The sequence below is a fragment of the Hyphomicrobium facile genome, assembly GCF_900116175.1.
In the GTDB taxonomy this organism is placed as follows: Bacteria; Pseudomonadota; Alphaproteobacteria; order Rhizobiales; family Hyphomicrobiaceae; genus Hyphomicrobium_B; species Hyphomicrobium_B facile.
The window spans coordinates 654,230-671,685 of sequence record NZ_FPCH01000001.1 but is presented as its reverse complement, the minus strand read 5'-3'; the positions used below and the strand labels follow the sequence as shown (position 1 = coordinate 671,685).

Below are 17,456 nucleotides of genomic sequence, written 5' to 3'. Positions count from 1 at the left end.
ATCCAGTTGCATAGGAGGCATACGGCAATGCGCCCGATCGTCGACCCGCGCCAGGGTGATGTCGAGGACGACGCCTCAAGCACCAAACGGCGCACGCTCATTTCGTTGGCTGGAAGTCTGCTGGCCGAAATAAGCCTGCCGAAGCTCATCGCCGCGTGGGCAATTTTGATTGTCTTGCCGGCTTTGTTGCTCGGAGCGGGGCCTCTGCTCGCATCGATCTGGATCAGTTCCGTCTCTTCGAAAGCGGCTGAAATTTATACGGGCCTGTTGGCCCCCATCCTTTTGGCAATCCTTATCGCCATTGGATGGTTCGGCGGCAAGCCGCTGTGGCGCCTGATCGAGGCGAACTTCTGGTCACTGAACGCGCTCGCAGTTCAACCGGCCTACGCACTATCGCGCGAAGCGCTGCGCCAACTCGCGGAGCGCTTTCTGCCGGCCGACGTCGATCAACGCTCGCGCGACTTCGCACGCGCCGCCAGCGCCGCCGTAGCGGGCCTGTTGATTTGCGGCGTCTCGGTATGGATTATCGCGCTCGCTTGGCCGAACACCCGATGGACCGGATCGCTCGCCGATCTCTCGTCCCCATCAAATCTGGTGCACATCGCGCTTCACAATAGTGTCGTCATCGTCGCCGCCTATCTGGCCGTCGCTGGATTGGTTTGGGGTCTGGCGGACACCGTCATGCCGCAGCCTCGCGATCTTCCGCGCTATCCACCAACTCCGTCGACGGGACGAATTTGGCGGGTGGCACACCTTTCCGACATTCATGTCGTCGGGGAAAGATTCGGCTTTCGCATCGAGGGCGGACGGTCCGGTCCGAGAGGCAACGAACGCCTGAAACAAACGCTAGCGAAGCTCGACGCAGAACATAAAGAGCGCCCACTCGATATCATCCTGATCACCGGAGACATCACGGATGCAGGACGCTCACCGGAATGGGCGGAATTCATCGACGCACTGTCGCCCTATCCGCACTTGGCGGCATTGACGGTCATCCTCCCCGGAAATCACGATCTCAACGTCGTGGATCGCGCCAATCCGGCCCGCCTGGATTTGCCGACGAGCCCCAAGCGGCGTCTGCGTGAGATCCGGGCGCTCTCGACGATGGCGAGCGTCCAAGGCAAGCGCGTGCACGTCGTCGATGATGCGACGGGAAAACTTGGCGCAACGCTCGAAGAATTCCTCGAGGCCCACGCCGAAAAGATCGCCGAATTCTCAGACCGGGGAACAGTACGCCTGTCGTGGGATCTGGCGGGACTGTGGCCTGAGGCGTTTCCGATGGTGCTGCCTCCGGAAAAGGAGGACGGGATCGGCGTCATACTTCTCGATTCAACTGCGGAGACGCATTTCTCATTCACAAACGCGCTCGGCTTGGTGACAGAGGAGCAAACGCGCGCCATTGAGAAGGTCGTCGCGCAATTTCCTAACGCCCGTTGGATACTCGCGCTCCACCATCACATGGTCGAATATCCGAAGGCCGCGAAGGCAATGTCCGAACGCATCGGCACCGCACTCGTCAACGGAACCTGGTTCGTACGCCGGATGCAGCGACTATCGGGCAAAGCGATCGTCATGCACGGCCATCGCCATATCGACTGGATCGGCATGTGCGGAGGCCTCGTCATCGTCTCGGCGCCATCGCCCGTGATGGACGTGACGAACGACCGGGACACATATTTCTATATTCACCGTCTCGGCATTGGCACGGACGGCCATCTCGCATTGCTCGAGCCTAAGCGCATCGATCTCCCGGCGGACAATGATTCGCCGGTCGCGGCGCCTATGCCAAATTAGTCCGAGGCGCTCCGAAAAGGTCGGCAATCCATTGAGTCGACCGATGCTCCTCGCAAAGCGTGAGAAGAGCGATCACGATCGGAACTCCGATGAACGCTCCGGCGAGGCCCCAAAGAAAGGTCCAGAAGAAGACCGCGAACAAAACGACGAAGGGCGAAATCGACAGCGCGTTGCCGACGAACCGCGGCTCCAGATAGCTGCCCACCACGAATTGAATGACGTTGAGACACGCGAAGACAAGAACCGTCATCTGCCAAGATTCGAACTGCGCCATGGCAAATACCGTCGGAAACATAGTAGCGATAAACGGGCCTATGAACGGGATGAAGTTCAGCGCGAATGCGATGACACCCCATTCGGGCGCAAGCGGCAACCCGGCCAGCCAGGCAAACGCCCACACAAGCAGGCCTGTGACGACGCTCATGAGCGTTCGTACAAGCATGTACCGCCGCAGCTTGACGGCTGTCTTCGCGCCGCCGACAAGCAGCACTTCACCGATTTTTCCGTGCTTCCAGCCTTGGAGTTTAACGCGCGCGTCGTCCACCTCCAGCAACCCCAGCAAAACGTAGATGAAGACGATGACCGAGAAGCTGACAGCAGTATTGAGGCCCGCAGTGACCTGCTGGGCGACGCGGATCAATTGGTCCGCGCTGAAATAATTCGCCCACAGCCCGGAAAGCTCAATGCCATGACTTTCGAGCCATCCGGCAACCGAACGATAAAGCGCATGGAGGCGTTCAGCGTCGCTGGCGACGAAACGGGCAACGCGAGCCGTCGCCCAGCCGACCAATGACGCAAAAACGAACACCACGAGAATGGTTGCCGCCATGGTCAATGCGAGGGCGACAAGCTGCGGAACTCGGGTCTGTAAACCCTTCTGCAGCGGCCACGCGATCGCCATGATGAAGAGAGCGAAAGCCAGCGGTGCGAATACCGCCTGCGCGAGCGACAGCGCGCCGGCTACCAGCACAACGGTGCACAGGCCGAGCATCGCAAGAAGCGCACGGCCGGCCGGAGACTGAGCCGGGGGCTGAGGCGAGTGTTCAGGAACTATCACACGGGAGATTCTGAGCTTGCAGCTTCCGGCGGTCAAGTCATCCGTGTTCGAAGTCTGAATACTTTCTAACTCACCGGGAAGCTGCCTCTCCGCAGTTGCAGTTTCAACCGCTCACAGAAGCTAGCTCATATGGCAGACGCTGACAGCAGCTCGCTCTCGCGGGCAACGCGCTCGAACGCTTCAGCGATCGTCTTGATCCGGTATTGGCGCTCGCCGCCGTCCGTCGGAAGAACCCGCGTAACCTTGTAGAGCCTTGCCGATACGGCGAGGCCTCGCAGCGACGGAGAAAAATCGACCGTCTGCCCCACTCTGAATTTCGGAATTGACACTCTAGGATTGGACATTTCTTACCTCAAATCTCGCGCCCGATCCGCTTTGAGACCAGCGCATGCAAATTCAACGATTCATCGCGACACTTAACGCAGCACGCGTCGCCAATTCGGTGGTGGATTTTGCGTGCCTGTAGGCGATGAAGGACAAGCCTTCGACGGCCGTCTGCGACACTTCGATTAAGCAAGTTCCCGGGCGGATAATTCGCTTCGATTCCCTTGGGCGAAGAAACGACAGGCAACCGCACCTGCGACCGGCGCAACACATCTGCCACGATGAATATTCTTTTAGCACCCTATCGCCCGAAAACCTAATCACGGCTGCCAACCGAGATCCCAACTCAAGCCGGTAGCAACGCGCTGCCCGTTATTTCATCCGTCCACACACGGAAACCTTCAAGCGTATTGGGGCCGAACGTCGTCGTCATCGCAACGTCTGCAGCATCCCGCCCGCGCGCGACAAGGACTCGGCCAATCCGAGGAACATTGTTCCGTGGATCGAATGTGTACCAATGATTGCCTAGATAAACCTCGAACCACGCCGCGAAATCTCCGGGAGGGTACGGCGGCGGAGTACCAACGTCACCGAGGTAGCCGGTGCAATAACGAGCCGGAATGTTCAATGCCCGGCAGAACGCAACCGCCAAGTGCGCATAGTCGCGACAAACGCCCCGCCGTTCTTCATAGGCTTCCGAAGCTGTCCTCGTGACGCGCGCATGTTCGTAACCAAACGCTATATGGTTATGCACGAAATCGCAGATCGCCTGGACGCGTCCCCACCCAGGCGTCGCGTGACCAAATAGGCTCCAGGCTAAATCCAGCAATCGGTCGCTGTCGCAGAAACGGCTGGCGAGAAGGAAAACAAGCGCCTCTTCCGGAAGCTCTTCGACCGGAACCTGCCACGCATCGGCCATCACCGGATCGGGCAGACCGGAATCGCTCACAATCGCATCCGTCGAAATTCGCACGCGCCCCGCTGGGGCGACAATCCGGCTGCACCAATTACCGAACCCGTCACGGTAACCGGAGATAGCCACCGGCGGACTGACGATGATGTTGTCAGGCATCGCGAGGTCGGAAACGCGTGTGTAATGGATATTGAGCATTAGAATGGCGGGGGTCGGTTGAGGGAACATATAGTTCAGCTCGTAACCGACCCTAAGCTTCATCGAATGATCCCTGATGTCGACTGGCCTCGATGCGCTCAATGCTGAGCAAGGTCGGCAAGCGCGTGCCGTTTGAGGCCTGAAAGATCGCGCATGCCATTCGCCGATGCCTCGATGACGCGCAGGGCGAGCATGAGGCACATTCCGTCGGCCAGCGGCGCCGCATCCGGCTTCTCCGGTCTATTTTGAATTTCGAGTAACGCCGCTGCGTATGCCCGATAGCAAAGCGCGAACTGGTCGGGAGTGAACGGGGGTCGAGCGTACATGGCTTCCTCCAAGGGCGGGCGGGAGCACGAGCATCTCTCAGCCATCGACGCCGGCGACAATTTGCCGATGATCGAACAACATTGCGCGGTTGTGGCGCGCATAGCTACCTTTTTTATTGTTTGAGCCGCATGGCGCGCCAGCCGGCGCGCATTAAACGGCCGGCGCACGTTGCAATTGTCTAATGCTCAGACGAGCGTCGACCGATCAGGCTGAAGCTCGATGCGCATCCAGATCGATGATGTTATCGCCCGGCGGATTGATGGCGGAGAAGTCCGTCACCTTGTTGCTGTCGCAGACATAGAGCCACTTCGCGTCGAAGAGTTCGCCGTCCCGGATATAGCCGAGAATGGCTCCGTGCTTGGGACGCCAAAAAAGCGTCGGCGGCAACGCCGTTCCCAGTTTGACCCAATCTGGCTCGATGTATTCTCCGACAGGCTTCCACTGAATCATCGTCTGTCCTTAGCTTCCTTCATCATGAACCCAACCGGGCACACAGCCTCGGCCAAGAGTCGATAAGAAGGTACGGTTATAGGTCTCTTCCGCCAGGGTGTCCCGGCCGAATATCGAAACAAAGCGAGGGGATTAGCCCGATCGGCCCCCCTTGAAGTCGTCCAATCGTGGGCGCGCATTTGCTGACGCTCAAGCGGCGCGAAATGTCTCCGCGCACCTTGAAACGAACTATGCTCCAACGGCGATCCAATTGAAACGAGGCGGATTCGGCCTCCTCGCAAGAGCCGGCTGACAGTTTGGGGATTGCACAATGCGCCCCGAACCCCCATTTATGGCTCATGTGGAATTATCCAAAGCCCGTCCAGCATCAAACGGCAATTGATGCAATGAAACCCGAACGCGATCGCGAAGCTGCAAAATCGAGACTTGCTGAAGCGAAGCTACGTCGCCAGCGCGAGGCTATTCAGGCCGTTCAGGATCGCGAAACCGAACGGCTCGCAGTTCAGACCAAGACGCAGCGTTTGCGCGCCGAACGTCTGGCACGCGAGGCGCTCGAACCGCCGCCCGTCAAGAAAACGCGGGTCGCCGCTAAGAGCATTGCCAAGAGCCCCGTTAAGCAGGCCAAGAAGCCGGCTGCAAAAGTCGCGAAGCCAAATTAAATTCCCGGAGCGCCCGTTGGCCAAGTTTCTCGAATGCACTGAATTGGCCACCGGCGAAGCTATCAACGTCAATTTCGACAACGTTGAAGTGTTCGAGAAGGCCGACCAATCGGGCCGGTCCGGCACGAAAATTAGCTTCGTGGGCGGCCGCTATATCTTCGTCCAGCAAACAATCAAGCAACTCGCCGACAGCGTGAACGGCGACCGGTCCTAACGTTTTCAGCTGATCCTGACGGCTCGCATCGAGATGCGGGCCGTTTTGCTGTGCCCGCCGACCGCTCGCGGATTTCTCCGAGCGCAATTACGCATGATGAGATGCCCGGCCTGCGCCTTGCGCGCGCCCTCATCGCACGCGCCTCTCCGTACGCCATCAGAGCGAACGGTCGACAGTTTCAAAAATCCCAATTGTACATGTTGAATTATTCGTTTTACGGGCTCCAAGTTTCAAGCTTAGCCTTTCCTTCATCATCGTCTTCGGGGCGACGAGGGGTTTTGTAACTTCGGACATGGGGACGCGGTCCGTCAATTTTTTCGATCGGAATAGGCACGCCTGCGCGAGATGGAAACGCCGAGAAGGTTATGCAATGAAGCACGGCACGTGGACCAACTGGTACGGCAATCAAAGCTGCAACTCTTTCGTCGCCGACGCCCAGTCGGAGGATGACATCGTCGAAGCGGTGAGGTTCGCGAAGAACAAAGGCTTGAAAATCCGGGTGGCAGGGACAGGCCATTCCAACGTGCCTCTCATACCCAACTCCGGCGTCGTCATCCGCACCGATAATTTGAAGGGGATTGCCGCGCACGACTTCGAAAATAATACCGCGACCATCTGGGGCGGCACGAAAATTCACGATATCGGCGACGCTCTGTGGGAGCTCGGCCTCGGCCTCAGCAATCAAGGCGATATCGATACGCAAAGCATCGTTGGAGCGATATCGACAGGCACTCACGGCACAGGCCTGAGTTTGAAAAACCTGTCGTCGATGGTCGACGCGCTGCGCATCGTTGATGCCACGGGAACCGTTCGCACGCTCGACGACAGCAATCAAAACCAGATGCGCGCGGCACGCGTTTCCCTGGGTCTCCTAGGCATCGTCACGCAAGTCAAGATGAAGGTGACAAAAGCCTATCATCTCCACGAATGGGTCGGCATAATGCCCTATGCGGCGGTCGCCGAGATCGAAGCCGAGATGGTCAAGAAATATCGTCATTTTGGCTATTTCTGGTGTACGTCGGCCCCTTCGGTAAAGTGGCTCGGAGTGTCGGCGGAGGGTAACCTCGAACGCTTCGACGACTGTGCCTTTGTCCGCATCTTCGATCCAAATCCCATCGATGTCGGCGAGCTTTCGCGATACGAGATACGCCGGCGATACGACCGCAGTTACCGAATATACCCCGAGGTCTACACACCCGACTTCCACGAGATGGAATACATGGTTCCTCTCGACGTCGGCGTGGAATGCTTCAGAGAAGTGAAGACCACGCTTCGAGATCTGTTTGAGGTGGTGACGGTCCCCGCCGAGATGCGCTTCACGGCCGGCGACGATAATTATCTCTCGGAATATTACGGCGGTCCGCGCATCGCGATTTCTGCATCCGGCAGAATGGGCAAGGAAGATCTCAACTTCTTTCGAGCCCTCGACAAGATCTTCGAGAAGTACGACGGACGCTCCCACTGGGGAAAAATCCACTTTCTGAACCGCGAGCGGCTGGCGCGTGTCTATCCGCGCCACGGAGACTTCGTATCCGTGAGGCGCGAGATGGATCCCGAGGGAATGTTCCTCAACGACTATCTAGATCCGCTTTTCGCTTAGCGCTCCTTGCGGTCCCACCACTCTGAACCGGCCGTCTAATCGGCAGGCCGCCTCGACATGTCATTGCCAACTGAAAAACCGAGCCGACTGGAACCAAAATGAAAACAAAATCGGAATGGATCGACGCAGCTGCTCGCTTTCAAGCCGAAGCGAGATCATTCGTCGACGGTCGCTTCGTGTCATCCCCGAATGCAGCAACGCTCGAGCACGTGAACCCGGCAACAGGCCTGCCGCAATACGCGCTCGCCCTCGCCGATGACGATCTTCTCAACCGCGCCGTCGACGTGGCGCGCCGGCGCTTCGACGATGGAGCCTGGTCGCGCTGCCATCCAAGCAAACGCCGGGAAGCCTTCTTGAAGCTCGCGATGCTGATCGAAGAAAACTGCGAACGCCTGGCGCTTTGCGAAACGCTGGATACCGGCAAGGCGATCCGGGATTCATTCCTGCGCGATGTTCCGGGCTCAGCCACGACATTGCGGTGGTACGCGGAAGCCGTAGACAAAATCTACGGCGAGACGGCTCCAGTCGGGCCCGGCGTCCTCGCCACGATCAATCTTGAGCCCGTCGGCGTCGTGGGCGCGGTCATCCCTTGGAATTTTCCGATTGAGACGGCCTTCTGGAAAGTCGCTCCGGCGCTCATCCTCGGTAACTCGGTCGTTCTGAAGCCCGACGAAAAGTCATCCCGAAGCGCGTTGCTTGCGGCGGCATTGGCCGTTGAAGCAGGGATTCCCGAAGGCGTCTTCAACGTCGTTACGGGTGGCGCCGAGTTGGGACGCGCCATGGGCTTGCACCCTGGCATCGACGCTCTTTCGTTTACGGGCTCGACGGAAGTCGGCAAGAAATTTCTCGAATATTCCGCACATTCCAATCTGAAAATGATCAGCCTCGAGTGCGGAGGCAAGAGCGCGAACGTCGTGTTTGCCGATACCGCTGACCTCGATCGCGCTGCGAGTTCGGCAGCCGCCGGCATCTTCTTCCATCAAGGCCAGGTTTGCTCGGCGAATAGCCGGCTCTTGGTTGAAGACAAGATCGCGGACGAGTTTGTCGAAAGGCTTCGAAAGGAGGCGCTCGCGTATTCGCCCGGCGCCCCACTCGACCCCGAGACGCCAGCCGGAACGATGATCGGAACGTCCCACCGCGACGCCGTCCTCGCCAAGATCGCCGGCGGCAAACGCGACGGTGGCCACGTAATCGGAGGCGTAACGAAAACCGTCGAAGGCTGCGATAACTTCATCGAGCCGACGATAGTCACCGGCCTCACCGAGACGTCTGAACTCGTGCGCGAAGAGGTATTCGGCCCTGTCCTCTGCGTTCTTCCGTTCAACGGCGAAGACGCTGCCATACGCATGGCGAACGATTCACCCTACGCCTTGGCAGCTTCCCTTTGGACCGGATCATTCAGCCGCGCTCACCGCGTTGCAGCCCGGATTCGGGCTGGCACCGTCAGCGTCAACGCCGTCGATGCGCTCGATCCGGCATTACCGTTCGGAGGATTCAAGGGATCGGGCTTTGGCCGCGATCTCTCGCTCTATGCTCTGCGCAACTACGCCCAGCCGAAGGCCGTTTGGTTCGACTTTCGAGACTGAGCATAGGCCTGCAAGCGGACCGGCGGTGACGTCGCCTCAGGCCATCGTAACAAATCGACTGCTGAGGTAGGGTTCCATGGCGTCGGGCCCGCCTTCGCTGCCGTAACCGGAATCCTTCACGCCGCCGAAGGACACTTCCGGAAAGCTCAGGCCATTGTGATTGATCGTTAGCATCCCGGCCTCGATCCGGCTTGCGAGTTCGTGTGCCGTCGCCAGCGACTTGGTGTGAGCGTAGGATGCAAGCCCATAAGGCAGCCTGTTGGCCTCCGCAATCGCGTCATCCAAATCCGAATAGGGATTGATGATCGCCAGCGGTCCGAACGGCTCCTCGTTCATCACGCGCGCGCTGAGCGGCACGTGCGCCAGCACGGTCGGCTCGAAGAAATAACCCTTGTTGCCGATCCGGTGGCCTCCGGCCCGCAAGTCTGCGCCTTTTGAAACCGCGTCGGCGACGAACTCTGCGAGCGCTGGAATGCGCCGCTCGTTCGCCAGCGGACCCATTTGGGTGCTTGCGTCGAAACCGTTACCGACCTTGATGGCCTGTGCCGCTTGAACGAAACCTTTCAGAAAGCGCTCGAAGACGGTCTCATGAATGAGAAACCGCGTCGGCGCGATGCAGATCTGACCGGCATTTCGGAACTTGATTTGCGCGAGCGTGCTGACCGCGTTCTTGATATCCGCGTCTTCCGTGACGATGACCGGAGCATGTCCGCCAAGCTCCATCGTCACCCGCTTCATGTGCAGGCCAGCGAGGCCCGCGAGCTGCTTCCCAACGGACGTCGACCCCGTGAATGAAATCTTCCGAATGACGGGATGGCTGATCAGGTAACGCGAAATCTCGGCCGGGTCACCATAGACGAGATTGACTACGCCGCGCGGCACGCCCGCATCCACGAATGCGCGTGCGACCTCGGCGACGGACGCAGGTGTTTCTTCCGGGCCCTTGACGATGACAGGGCAGCCCGCGGCGAGAGCGGCCGCCAGTTTCCGCACGATTGCAACGATCGGGAAGTTCCACGGCGTGAAGGTCGCAACGGGACCGACCGGCTCCTTGATAAGAAGTTGGCGCACATGTGGCCAACGCGAAGGAATAACCTTGCCATACGTACGCCGGGCTTCCTCGGCGAACCACTCGATGAAGTCGGCCGAAGAGTTGACTTCGAGCAGCGCCTCCGCGAGCGGCTTTCCCTGCTCGCGCGTCAACAGCGGCGCAATCGTGGCCGCCCGCGCCCGCAACGTTTCGCCGGCCTTGCGAATGATCTTCGATCGCTCCGGAAGCGGAATTGCAACCCATGCGAACGCGCCGGTCTCCGTCGCGGCTAACGCCTCATCGAGATCACCCAACGTTGCGTGCGCGACCGAGCCGAATATCTCTTCCGTTGCGGGATCGATAACGCGGATCTTCCGGCCGTCGCTGCTATCGCGCCACTCACCGTCGATCAGAAGTTTCGTGTGGACGAATGCGTCCGGCAAATTGGCGGCCATGATGATTCCTCAACGTCCGGCGACGCGTTGCTTCGCTTCGCCGCCTGCGGTGTGTTTGAACAAGAAACGTTGCATGTGCGCAGCGACGCGGTCGGGTGCTTCGAGCGTGATCGCATGCTTCAAGCCGTCGAGAATGACGAGTTCCGAATTCGGAAGTGCATCGGCGATGAGGCGGTTCAGTCGTGGATTGCAACCACCGTCAAGCTCCCCGGTAATGACGAGAGCAGGCGCCGTGATTTCGTGAAGCCAAGGTCCCATCTCCGTCCCCGCATAGATGTCGAAGACGTTCATGAAGATTTCGGGAGGCGTATCGAGCACCTGCTGGGCGCGCCGCGCGATGATATCCGGGCGCGCGGCGCCGAACTCATCCGTGAACCAGCGCGCCGTCATGGTGTTGAGCACAGCACCAATTCCCTGCTCGTGCAGCATGACGCCGAGACCCTTCACCTTTGCGCTGTCGTCTTCCGTTCGGAAAGCGGCGGTTGAAAGAAGCCCAAGCGACTGAACGCGATCCGGAAAGCGGCGGGCATAGGCTGGCCCGATCATCCCGCCGAGCGAATGCCCGGCGAAATGCGCACACTCGATTCCGAGCTTGCTGCGAAGCGCCTCGAGATCATCGACAAGATCGTCCAATCCGAAACGGCCCTCGGGTATCGGAGACTCGCCATGGCCGCGCAGGTCATATGAAACGCATAAGAAATGCTCTTTCAAGTGATCGACGATTTTTGCAAATCCGGTTCTGCGCGCGCCGATGCCATGGATGAGAAACAGGGCCTGACCTTCGCCCTCGATCGTGTAATCGCAGTCGATTGCCATCTTGCGCGCCTCAGCCGGATTTCGCTGGCTCGGACGCGCGATCGGAACAGAGTTCCCCCGCGACGGCCCAGTCGGTGGGATCCACCTCGGTGAAGAGCACGTGTACCGCCTGGGGCTTGGCTCCGCAGATTTCGACCATGCTGTCCGTCAGGCGTTTTGCGATCCGGCGCTTCTGGTCGTTGGTGCGGCCGGGAAAGATTTCGACCGTAATGATCGGCATGGGAAGTCTCCTCGAGTTTGTCGATGTTCTGCGTTGCGGCTCTCAACCGGACTTTGCGGGCGTCACCGCGGGCGCGGGCGCGCGCAGCGAGAAGAGCTCGCCAGAGACGCCATAATCGCCGGGATCCATGTCTTGGAAAATCACCTGCACCGCTTGCGGCTTCAGTCCGCAGACGTCGGTGACCGTTTCAGTGAACGCCTTTACCAGGCGCTGCTTCTGATCGGGCGTCCGCCCTTTGAACATTTCAACTCGGATAATGGGCATGCGTAGTCTCCTGTCGTTAAGACGTTCGAATTGCGTGCTACTTTTGAGCGGCGGTGGTCGATTGCGAGGTCGAGTGACCGGGCTCCCATTCGCTCCAATGCCGGGCGCCGTTGCCGATGGGAGCGATGCGGCCGCCGTCCGCGGTATCACAATAAAGCCCGAAGTTGCCGGCGGCTTGCTCGCGAAAGAAGCGCCTCAGCATGCCTTCGATCATGTCGCCCTTGACGAGCTTCCATGGTTCGTCGGCCTCTCCGAATGCGGCGATCGCCGTACCGTCGGCGAGCGTTCCGCACTGAACCGGCGCCGTCGCTTCGACCGTAAAAATCATCGTTGTTTGCGGTTGGCCCTGCTCCTGAAAGACGGAGTAGGGAAAGAGCGGAGTGGCTTCTATCCCGAGCCGCAGGAAGAGATCGCGAATGACGCTGCTGTGGCGCTCGCCGGGACGCAGTGGCGCCAACGGGATTTCGAATTCGGACGATCCCGGACGCCGGCAGAGAACGACACGGCCATCATTCGCCAGAAGGCCGCCGACGAGCAGCGGCACCCCCAATCTCTCGAGCGACTGCTCAGCGAGGCCCAAGGCGACGTAGCCGCCTCGGAAATATCCAAGCGGCTGCCCGGCACCGTCTTTGAAGCTGCGTACCCGGCTGATGAGAACGATGTGATCACCCGCTTCAACAAGCTGCTCCCGCGTGCAGCACAGCGTAGCGAGACTGCGATCGAGCACCGGCGGATCGCCCGCGCTGAGATTGCCGAGCGCTTCGATTTTGGCAGCGCCGCGCGACGCGAAAGCGCTCGCCAGATCGCGCTGCCAGTCACCCAGGATGTTGATGCTGTAGGTATCCGCGCGTGCGAACGCTTCCACGCTCGAAGCCGTTTTCGCGATGCAGACGAGCACAAGCGGCGGATCGAGCGAGACGGAGGTAAACGAATTTGCGGTAAACGCGCGAAGTTCGCCCTGCTCGTCGCGCGTCGCGACAACGGTGATCCCGGTCATGAAGCTGCCGAGCAGATCGCGAAACTGCCGGCGATCGCAGATCTCGGCATCCACCCAATCGGCACGCGGAACCACGCCATCCTGTTGAGGCTGCTGCTGCATACTTCCCATCATCGCACCGCCATCCGCCGCATGAAGCGGTCCGATATCATCGCAATCATCGCGATGCTCAGACCCGCGAGCAGGCCCATCCCCGAATCGGCCTTGCTGAGCGCGATGTAGACGTCCTGTCCAAGACCACGTGAGCCGACGAGTGCGGCGACCGCCAGCATCGCGAGAGCCGCCATGATCGTCTGGTTCAGCCCAAGGATGATATCGCTCCGCGCGGCCGGAAATTTCACAAGGAAGAGCAGTTGCAGCGAGGTGCAGCCGGCAAGGTGGCCGGCATCGCTCTGCGTCGCCGGCACATGCCGCAACCCCTGTTCCGTGTATCTCGCCATTGGCACGATCGCGTAGGCGACGATCGCCAGATAGCTCGAGAAATCGCCGACCTGGAAAAACATGATCAGCGGAATGAGGATGACGAACGGCGGTATCGTTTGCAGGAAATCGTTCACCGGCCGCATCGTGCGCGATACCGGTTCGTATTCGGCTGCGAGCACGCCGAGCAACCCGCCGAGCACGATCGCTGTGATGATCGACGCCGCCATCAGGTAAGCTGAGAACATCGTCGACGGCCAAAAGCCGCTGACTGCTATCGCCATCAACCCGCCGGCAGTTATCGCAGCGAGGCGAATGCCACCAAGCCACCAACCGACCAGCGTCAGACCGGCTATCAGCGGCAGCCACGGCATTCCGGAGAAGCCCGTATAAAGCAGAAGCCCCGCGAACAGCACACCGAGAGCGGCGCCGACCTGCTGACGGAACGCCAAAACCAGCGCCGAGCCGCAGAAGACCGTGACGTAGATGGCCATCAGAGCGGGGCTCATTTCGAAACCCCAGATCGCAGGCGTCAGCGACCGTACCAATCCGATGCGGAGCGGCAGGAGAAAGTACGTTGTGATGACGCTTTTGAGGGTTGCCGTGACCGTTGAGAGATAGACGCTCACCGACATCAGGGAGTCATTGAGAACCGGCGCCAGATAAGGGCGCATCGAGAGCTGCGCAGGCGACGGCAACAGCGGCGCGATGACGACCCAGACGACGCCACCGGCGAGAACGGCAAGTCCCCAGAAGCTTGGCGCGGACAGTTTGTTTTGCGGCTGCCGCTCGCGCACGAACGCCGCCTCGCTGACCCGATCGAGCAGAATTGCGAGCAGCGTAACGACCAGTCCCGCAATAATGCCGTTGCCGAATTCGGCGCGGCGAGCCGCCCGCAGAACCTCCCAGCCGATGTCCTCGAAACCGCCGATGACGGCGGCAAAGATCACCATGCTGAGAGTCGCCATGATCGTTTGATTGAGGCCCATCAGAATCTGGCGCGTTGCCGCCCCGAGGCGCACCAGCGCAAACATCTGAAGTCTGCTACAGCCCGCAATCTCGGCGGCTTCGATGGTCTCGCGCGGCGTCTGATCCAGCCCCACCTTCACGTTGCGCGTCATTGGAGGAAGCGCGAAGAGCACGCTCGCGACAAGCCCGGCCACCGGCCCGAAACCGAAGAGCACGATCAATGGCGTGAGATAGGCGAACGCCGGAACGGTCTGCATGACATCGAGCACGGCATCGACGGCCGCCGCCACGTACCGGTTCGAGTGCGCGAGGATGCCGAGGGCCGCCCCGAAAATACAGGCAAGCGGCAATCCCAGAGACACCAGCGTCAGCGTGGCGATGCTTTCCTTCCAGTACCCGGCAAATACGATGTAGAGGCAGGTCGTAGCCGTGAGCGCGGCGAGCCCCGGTCCGGCAATCCGAAGTGCGCCGAGCGTCAGAACGACGATCATCACGCTCCACGGTATATCGAGGAGCACCGACTGCAACGTCTTCAGCTGCCAGTTGAGCGCGTCACCGACGAAGCGAAACAGAGAACGAAACTCGGTGCTGAATGTGGCAATAGCGGCGTTGGTCCAATTCGACACCGGTAAGCTGAACGATGCAGGAACCTGTGCGAGCCACGAGAGCTCACGTCCGAACATCACCGCCAGAACCGCCAGCGCGAGCGCCCCGAAGCACCCGAGCGCCGTCAAAGATTGGCGATTTGGAAACGCCTCAAGCATGACCGCTGTTCGTTCGACCCAGGAAGGACTTTATGAGGTTGTGATCGATCACACCGGCGATGGTCCCGTCGGCCTTGCGCACGACGACCCGCTGCGCACCGCCTAAGAAGCATTTGAGGGTCGACTCGATCGACTCGTCTGCATTGACGACCGGATCGCCTTGCGAGCTGAACGGCTCTTTCGCCGGCACCGCAATTTGACCCGCCTTGACGACGCGCAGCGCCGGCACGTCCGCAACAAAACTGCGGACATAGTCGTCCGCAGGGTTCAGGAGAAAATCGAGTACCGAGCCGATTTGAACGATTTTGCCGTCCTTCATGATGGCAATGCGGTCGCCAAGCCTCGCAGCCTCGAGGAAGTCGTGCGTAACGAAGATGATCGTCTTGTGGAGCTTCGCCTGCAGCCGAAGGAACTCGTCCTGCATTTGTTTGCGGATGAGCGGATCGAGTGCGCTGAAAGGCTCGTCCAGGAACCAGAGATCGGGATCGGTGATCAGCGACCGCGCGATACCGACGCGCTGCTGTTGACCGCCTGAAAGTTGATGCGGCAAGCAGTCTTCGCGACCCGCCAGCCCGACGAGTTCGAGCATGCCGCGCGCCTTCGCCAGCCGGTCGGCAAGGGCCATGCCTTGAACACGCAACGGAAACGCTACGTTATTGATAGCCGTCAGATGGCCCATCAAGCCGAAGTTCTGAAAGACCATGCCGATTTTTCGGCGGCGGATCTCAGTCAGGTCGGCCGGCTTCGCCTGCAGGAGATCAAGTCCTTCGAAGCGAACTTCGCCCGCTTCGGGCTCGATCAGACGCGATAGACAGCGCACCATCGTCGACTTTCCGGAACCGGAAAGCCCCATGACCATGAGGATCTCGCCGTTCCGGACATCGAGGCTGACGCCGGCGACTGAAGGATTGGCCCCCTCGGCGATGAGGCGTGCAATCTTCTCGTCGCGCGACGACCCTTCCGCAAGGATCGCGCGAACCCGTCGCGCGTCGCCGCCGTAGACCTTCCATAGATCGCGGCAGGAAAGAATTGGCTCGGCTTTCGCCGGCCGGTTTTCTTGCGGCGCAGGAACACTGCTCTGCGCCGCTTTCACGTCAGTGGATCGTCCACGCGAAGAATCCACACCTGCGGAACCTTCGGCCAAGGCGAACATCGGTTCTCCGGCAACGGGAATGGTGGCCGATAAGGCTGCTTTCCATGTTGCAAATAACTTCATTGCTTAACCTCGAAGCCGGATCACGCCTTTGCCGCCCGGCACTACTTCTCCGCGTCGGCAACCCAACCCTTCCAGGTTTTTTCGTTTGCCGCTAGCCAATCGGTCGTTACGGCGTCGAGGGATGCGCCGCCTTCATCGATCTTGGTTATCATCTCGATCTGCTCGTCGTTCGTGATACGCAGAGACGAAATGAGCTTCACCGCCGCAGGCCACTTCTCGGCCATCCCGACCCAGGCGACCTTCCTCACATCCCCACGAACGAAGTCGCAGTCGTATGTCGCATTCGGATTGAGGCCGACCTCGTGTTTGTCGAAACATCCATCCTCGTAGGGTGGCAGCTCGACTTGGCGAAGATCGTATTTGCCGTAGACCCAGTGGGGCTTGTACCACATCACGACCAGCGGCGTTTTCTTGGCGAACGCAGATTTGATCTCGGCGACGATCGCGCCTTCGCTGCCGGCGGGAATTGCAACGAAGGGCAGGTCGAGAGCTTTTATTCTATCCTTGTTCGTCGTGCCCCAATCGGCGGGATAATCGAGGAAGCGTCCCTCCGGCGCCGTATCAGGTGTCGCAAAGACCGCTGCGCAATTCTTGAGTGCCTTCCAATCGGGCAATCCCGGGCACGTCTCTTCCATGTAGGCGGGATAGAACCAGGTCTCGACGGGCTTAATGCCAAGGCCGCCCACATCGACGACGTTCTTCGTCTCAAGCGCCTTGTCGTAGGCATCGCCGATATTGGTCGTCCAGATCTCGAGCGCCGCGGTGACGCTACCGTCTTGCAACGCCGTCATCTGCGGAAAATAGCCGGCCACGACGTACTCGACGTTGTACCCCATGTTTTTCAGGATCTTCCCCGCGATGTGCGTGGTGATCGTCTGGCCGGTCCATTCGTTGATTGTAAGCTTGATGGGATCGGTAGACTCTGGCTTCCAATCGCCGGCAGAGGCTGCTGCCGCGAACCCGGACGCCGCAGTCACTATCGCAAGGGCACGCGTGAACTTCCTGATCATGTCCGCTCCATTTGGGCTTGACGTTGAAGGGTCGTACAGTTCCGGGCACGAACCGATTCCGCACTTTCCGCGGGCAAGCGGCTAGAATTGAGAAGGGGTTGGCGCTCGGCTGAAAAATCCCAATCGTTTCGCAGGGATTGGAATGGGTCGGCGAGATTTAACTCGATCACCGG

The 17,456-nt window shown here is 59.8% G+C and carries 19 protein-coding genes; 6 read left to right on the top strand and 13 right to left on the bottom strand.

Annotated elements, in window-relative coordinates; genetic code table 11:
* The first annotated feature begins 27 nt into the window (after positions 1–27).
* Positions 28–1,794: a metallophosphoesterase family protein gene (locus tag BM399_RS03210; protein ID WP_092864138.1), complete on the top strand. Its 1,767-nt coding sequence runs from the start codon at positions 28–30 to the stop codon at positions 1,792–1,794.
* Here the strand turns inward: BM399_RS03210 and BM399_RS03205 are convergent.
* The 4 genes from BM399_RS03205 to BM399_RS03190 form a co-directional block, all read right to left on the bottom strand.
* Positions 1,781–2,851: an AI-2E family transporter gene (locus BM399_RS03205; RefSeq protein ID WP_342028735.1), complete on the bottom strand. Its 1,071-nt coding sequence runs from the start codon at positions 2,849–2,851 to the stop codon at positions 1,781–1,783. The genes BM399_RS03210 and BM399_RS03205 overlap by 14 nt on opposite strands.
* 125 nt (positions 2,852–2,976) lie before the next feature.
* Positions 2,977–3,195 (bottom strand): hypothetical protein, encoded by a 219-nt coding sequence (locus BM399_RS03200; protein WP_092864132.1) that lies wholly within the window; start codon positions 3,193–3,195, stop codon positions 2,977–2,979.
* Between the two features lie 326 nt (positions 3,196–3,521).
* Positions 3,522–4,349 (bottom strand): transglutaminase-like domain-containing protein, encoded by an 828-nt coding sequence (locus BM399_RS03195; RefSeq protein WP_092864129.1) that lies wholly within the window; start codon positions 4,347–4,349, stop codon positions 3,522–3,524.
* A 35-nt stretch (positions 4,350–4,384) separates the two neighbouring features.
* Positions 4,385–4,612, bottom strand: coding sequence for a hypothetical protein (locus BM399_RS03190; RefSeq protein WP_092864126.1), 228 nt, complete (start codon positions 4,610–4,612; stop codon positions 4,385–4,387).
* Here BM399_RS03190 and BM399_RS21465 point away from each other — a divergent pair.
* Positions 4,611–4,736: a hypothetical protein gene (locus tag BM399_RS21465; protein WP_280140518.1), complete on the top strand. Its 126-nt coding sequence runs from the start codon at positions 4,611–4,613 to the stop codon at positions 4,734–4,736. The two genes, BM399_RS03190 and BM399_RS21465, sit on opposite strands and share 2 nt — an antisense overlap.
* A gap of 81 nt (positions 4,737–4,817) precedes the next feature.
* Here the strand turns inward: BM399_RS21465 and BM399_RS03185 are convergent, their stop codons facing one another.
* On the bottom strand, positions 4,818–5,063 hold the full coding sequence (locus BM399_RS03185) for a hypothetical protein (RefSeq protein WP_092864124.1): 246 nt from the start codon (positions 5,061–5,063) through the stop codon (positions 4,818–4,820).
* A gap of 386 nt (positions 5,064–5,449) precedes the next feature.
* On the opposite strand from BM399_RS03185, the gene BM399_RS03180 reads away from it, so the two are divergent.
* From BM399_RS03180 to BM399_RS03165, 4 genes are all read left to right on the top strand, one after another.
* Positions 5,450–5,722, top strand: a complete 273-nt coding sequence (locus BM399_RS03180) for a hypothetical protein (RefSeq protein ID WP_177228030.1) — start codon at positions 5,450–5,452, stop codon at positions 5,720–5,722.
* Positions 5,723–5,738: 16 nt separating this feature from the next.
* A complete protein-coding gene (locus BM399_RS03175) occupies positions 5,739–5,936 on the top strand; it encodes a hypothetical protein (RefSeq protein WP_092864121.1) in 198 nt (65 codons plus the stop codon).
* Between the two features lie 370 nt (positions 5,937–6,306).
* Entirely contained in the window at positions 6,307–7,536 is a 1,230-nt protein-coding gene (locus tag BM399_RS03170; RefSeq protein WP_177228029.1) for a D-arabinono-1,4-lactone oxidase, read from the top strand.
* A 98-nt stretch (positions 7,537–7,634) separates the two neighbouring features.
* Positions 7,635–9,122, top strand: a complete 1,488-nt coding sequence (locus BM399_RS03165; protein ID WP_092864115.1) for an aldehyde dehydrogenase family protein — start codon at positions 7,635–7,637, stop codon at positions 9,120–9,122.
* 36 nt (positions 9,123–9,158) lie between these two features.
* Here the strand turns inward: BM399_RS03165 and BM399_RS03160 are convergent, their stop codons facing one another.
* The 8 genes from BM399_RS03160 to BM399_RS03125 are packed head-to-tail and all read right to left on the bottom strand — an operon-like array spanning position 9,159 to position 17,283.
* On the bottom strand, positions 9,159–10,607 hold the full coding sequence (locus BM399_RS03160; protein WP_092864112.1) for an NAD-dependent succinate-semialdehyde dehydrogenase: 1,449 nt from the start codon (positions 10,605–10,607) through the stop codon (positions 9,159–9,161).
* A gap of 9 nt (positions 10,608–10,616) precedes the next feature.
* Complete coding sequence (locus BM399_RS03155) at positions 10,617–11,423, bottom strand: alpha/beta fold hydrolase (RefSeq protein WP_092864109.1); 807 nt, start codon at positions 11,421–11,423, stop codon at positions 10,617–10,619.
* Between the two features lie 10 nt (positions 11,424–11,433).
* Positions 11,434–11,643, bottom strand: coding sequence for a tautomerase family protein (locus tag BM399_RS03150; protein ID WP_092864106.1), 210 nt, complete (start codon positions 11,641–11,643; stop codon positions 11,434–11,436).
* 42 nt (positions 11,644–11,685) lie between these two features.
* Entirely contained in the window at positions 11,686–12,057 is a 372-nt protein-coding gene (locus tag BM399_RS21460) for a tautomerase family protein (RefSeq protein WP_280140517.1), read from the bottom strand.
* A complete protein-coding gene (locus tag BM399_RS03140) occupies positions 11,945–13,018 on the bottom strand; it encodes a flavin reductase family protein (RefSeq protein ID WP_092864101.1) in 1,074 nt (357 codons plus the stop codon). The genes BM399_RS21460 and BM399_RS03140 overlap by 113 nt, the downstream gene beginning before the upstream one ends.
* A complete protein-coding gene (locus BM399_RS03135) occupies positions 13,015–15,057 on the bottom strand; it encodes an ABC transporter permease (protein WP_092864097.1) in 2,043 nt (680 codons plus the stop codon). The genes BM399_RS03140 and BM399_RS03135 overlap by 4 nt, the downstream gene beginning before the upstream one ends.
* Positions 15,050–16,273: a quaternary amine ABC transporter ATP-binding protein gene (locus BM399_RS03130; protein ID WP_244531041.1), complete on the bottom strand. Its 1,224-nt coding sequence runs from the start codon at positions 16,271–16,273 to the stop codon at positions 15,050–15,052. Before BM399_RS03130 ends, BM399_RS03135 begins: the two co-directional genes overlap by 8 nt.
* A 41-nt stretch (positions 16,274–16,314) precedes the next feature.
* Entirely contained in the window at positions 16,315–17,283 is a 969-nt protein-coding gene (locus BM399_RS03125; RefSeq protein ID WP_092864094.1) for an ABC transporter substrate-binding protein, read from the bottom strand.
* Positions 17,284–17,456 lie beyond the last annotated feature (173 nt).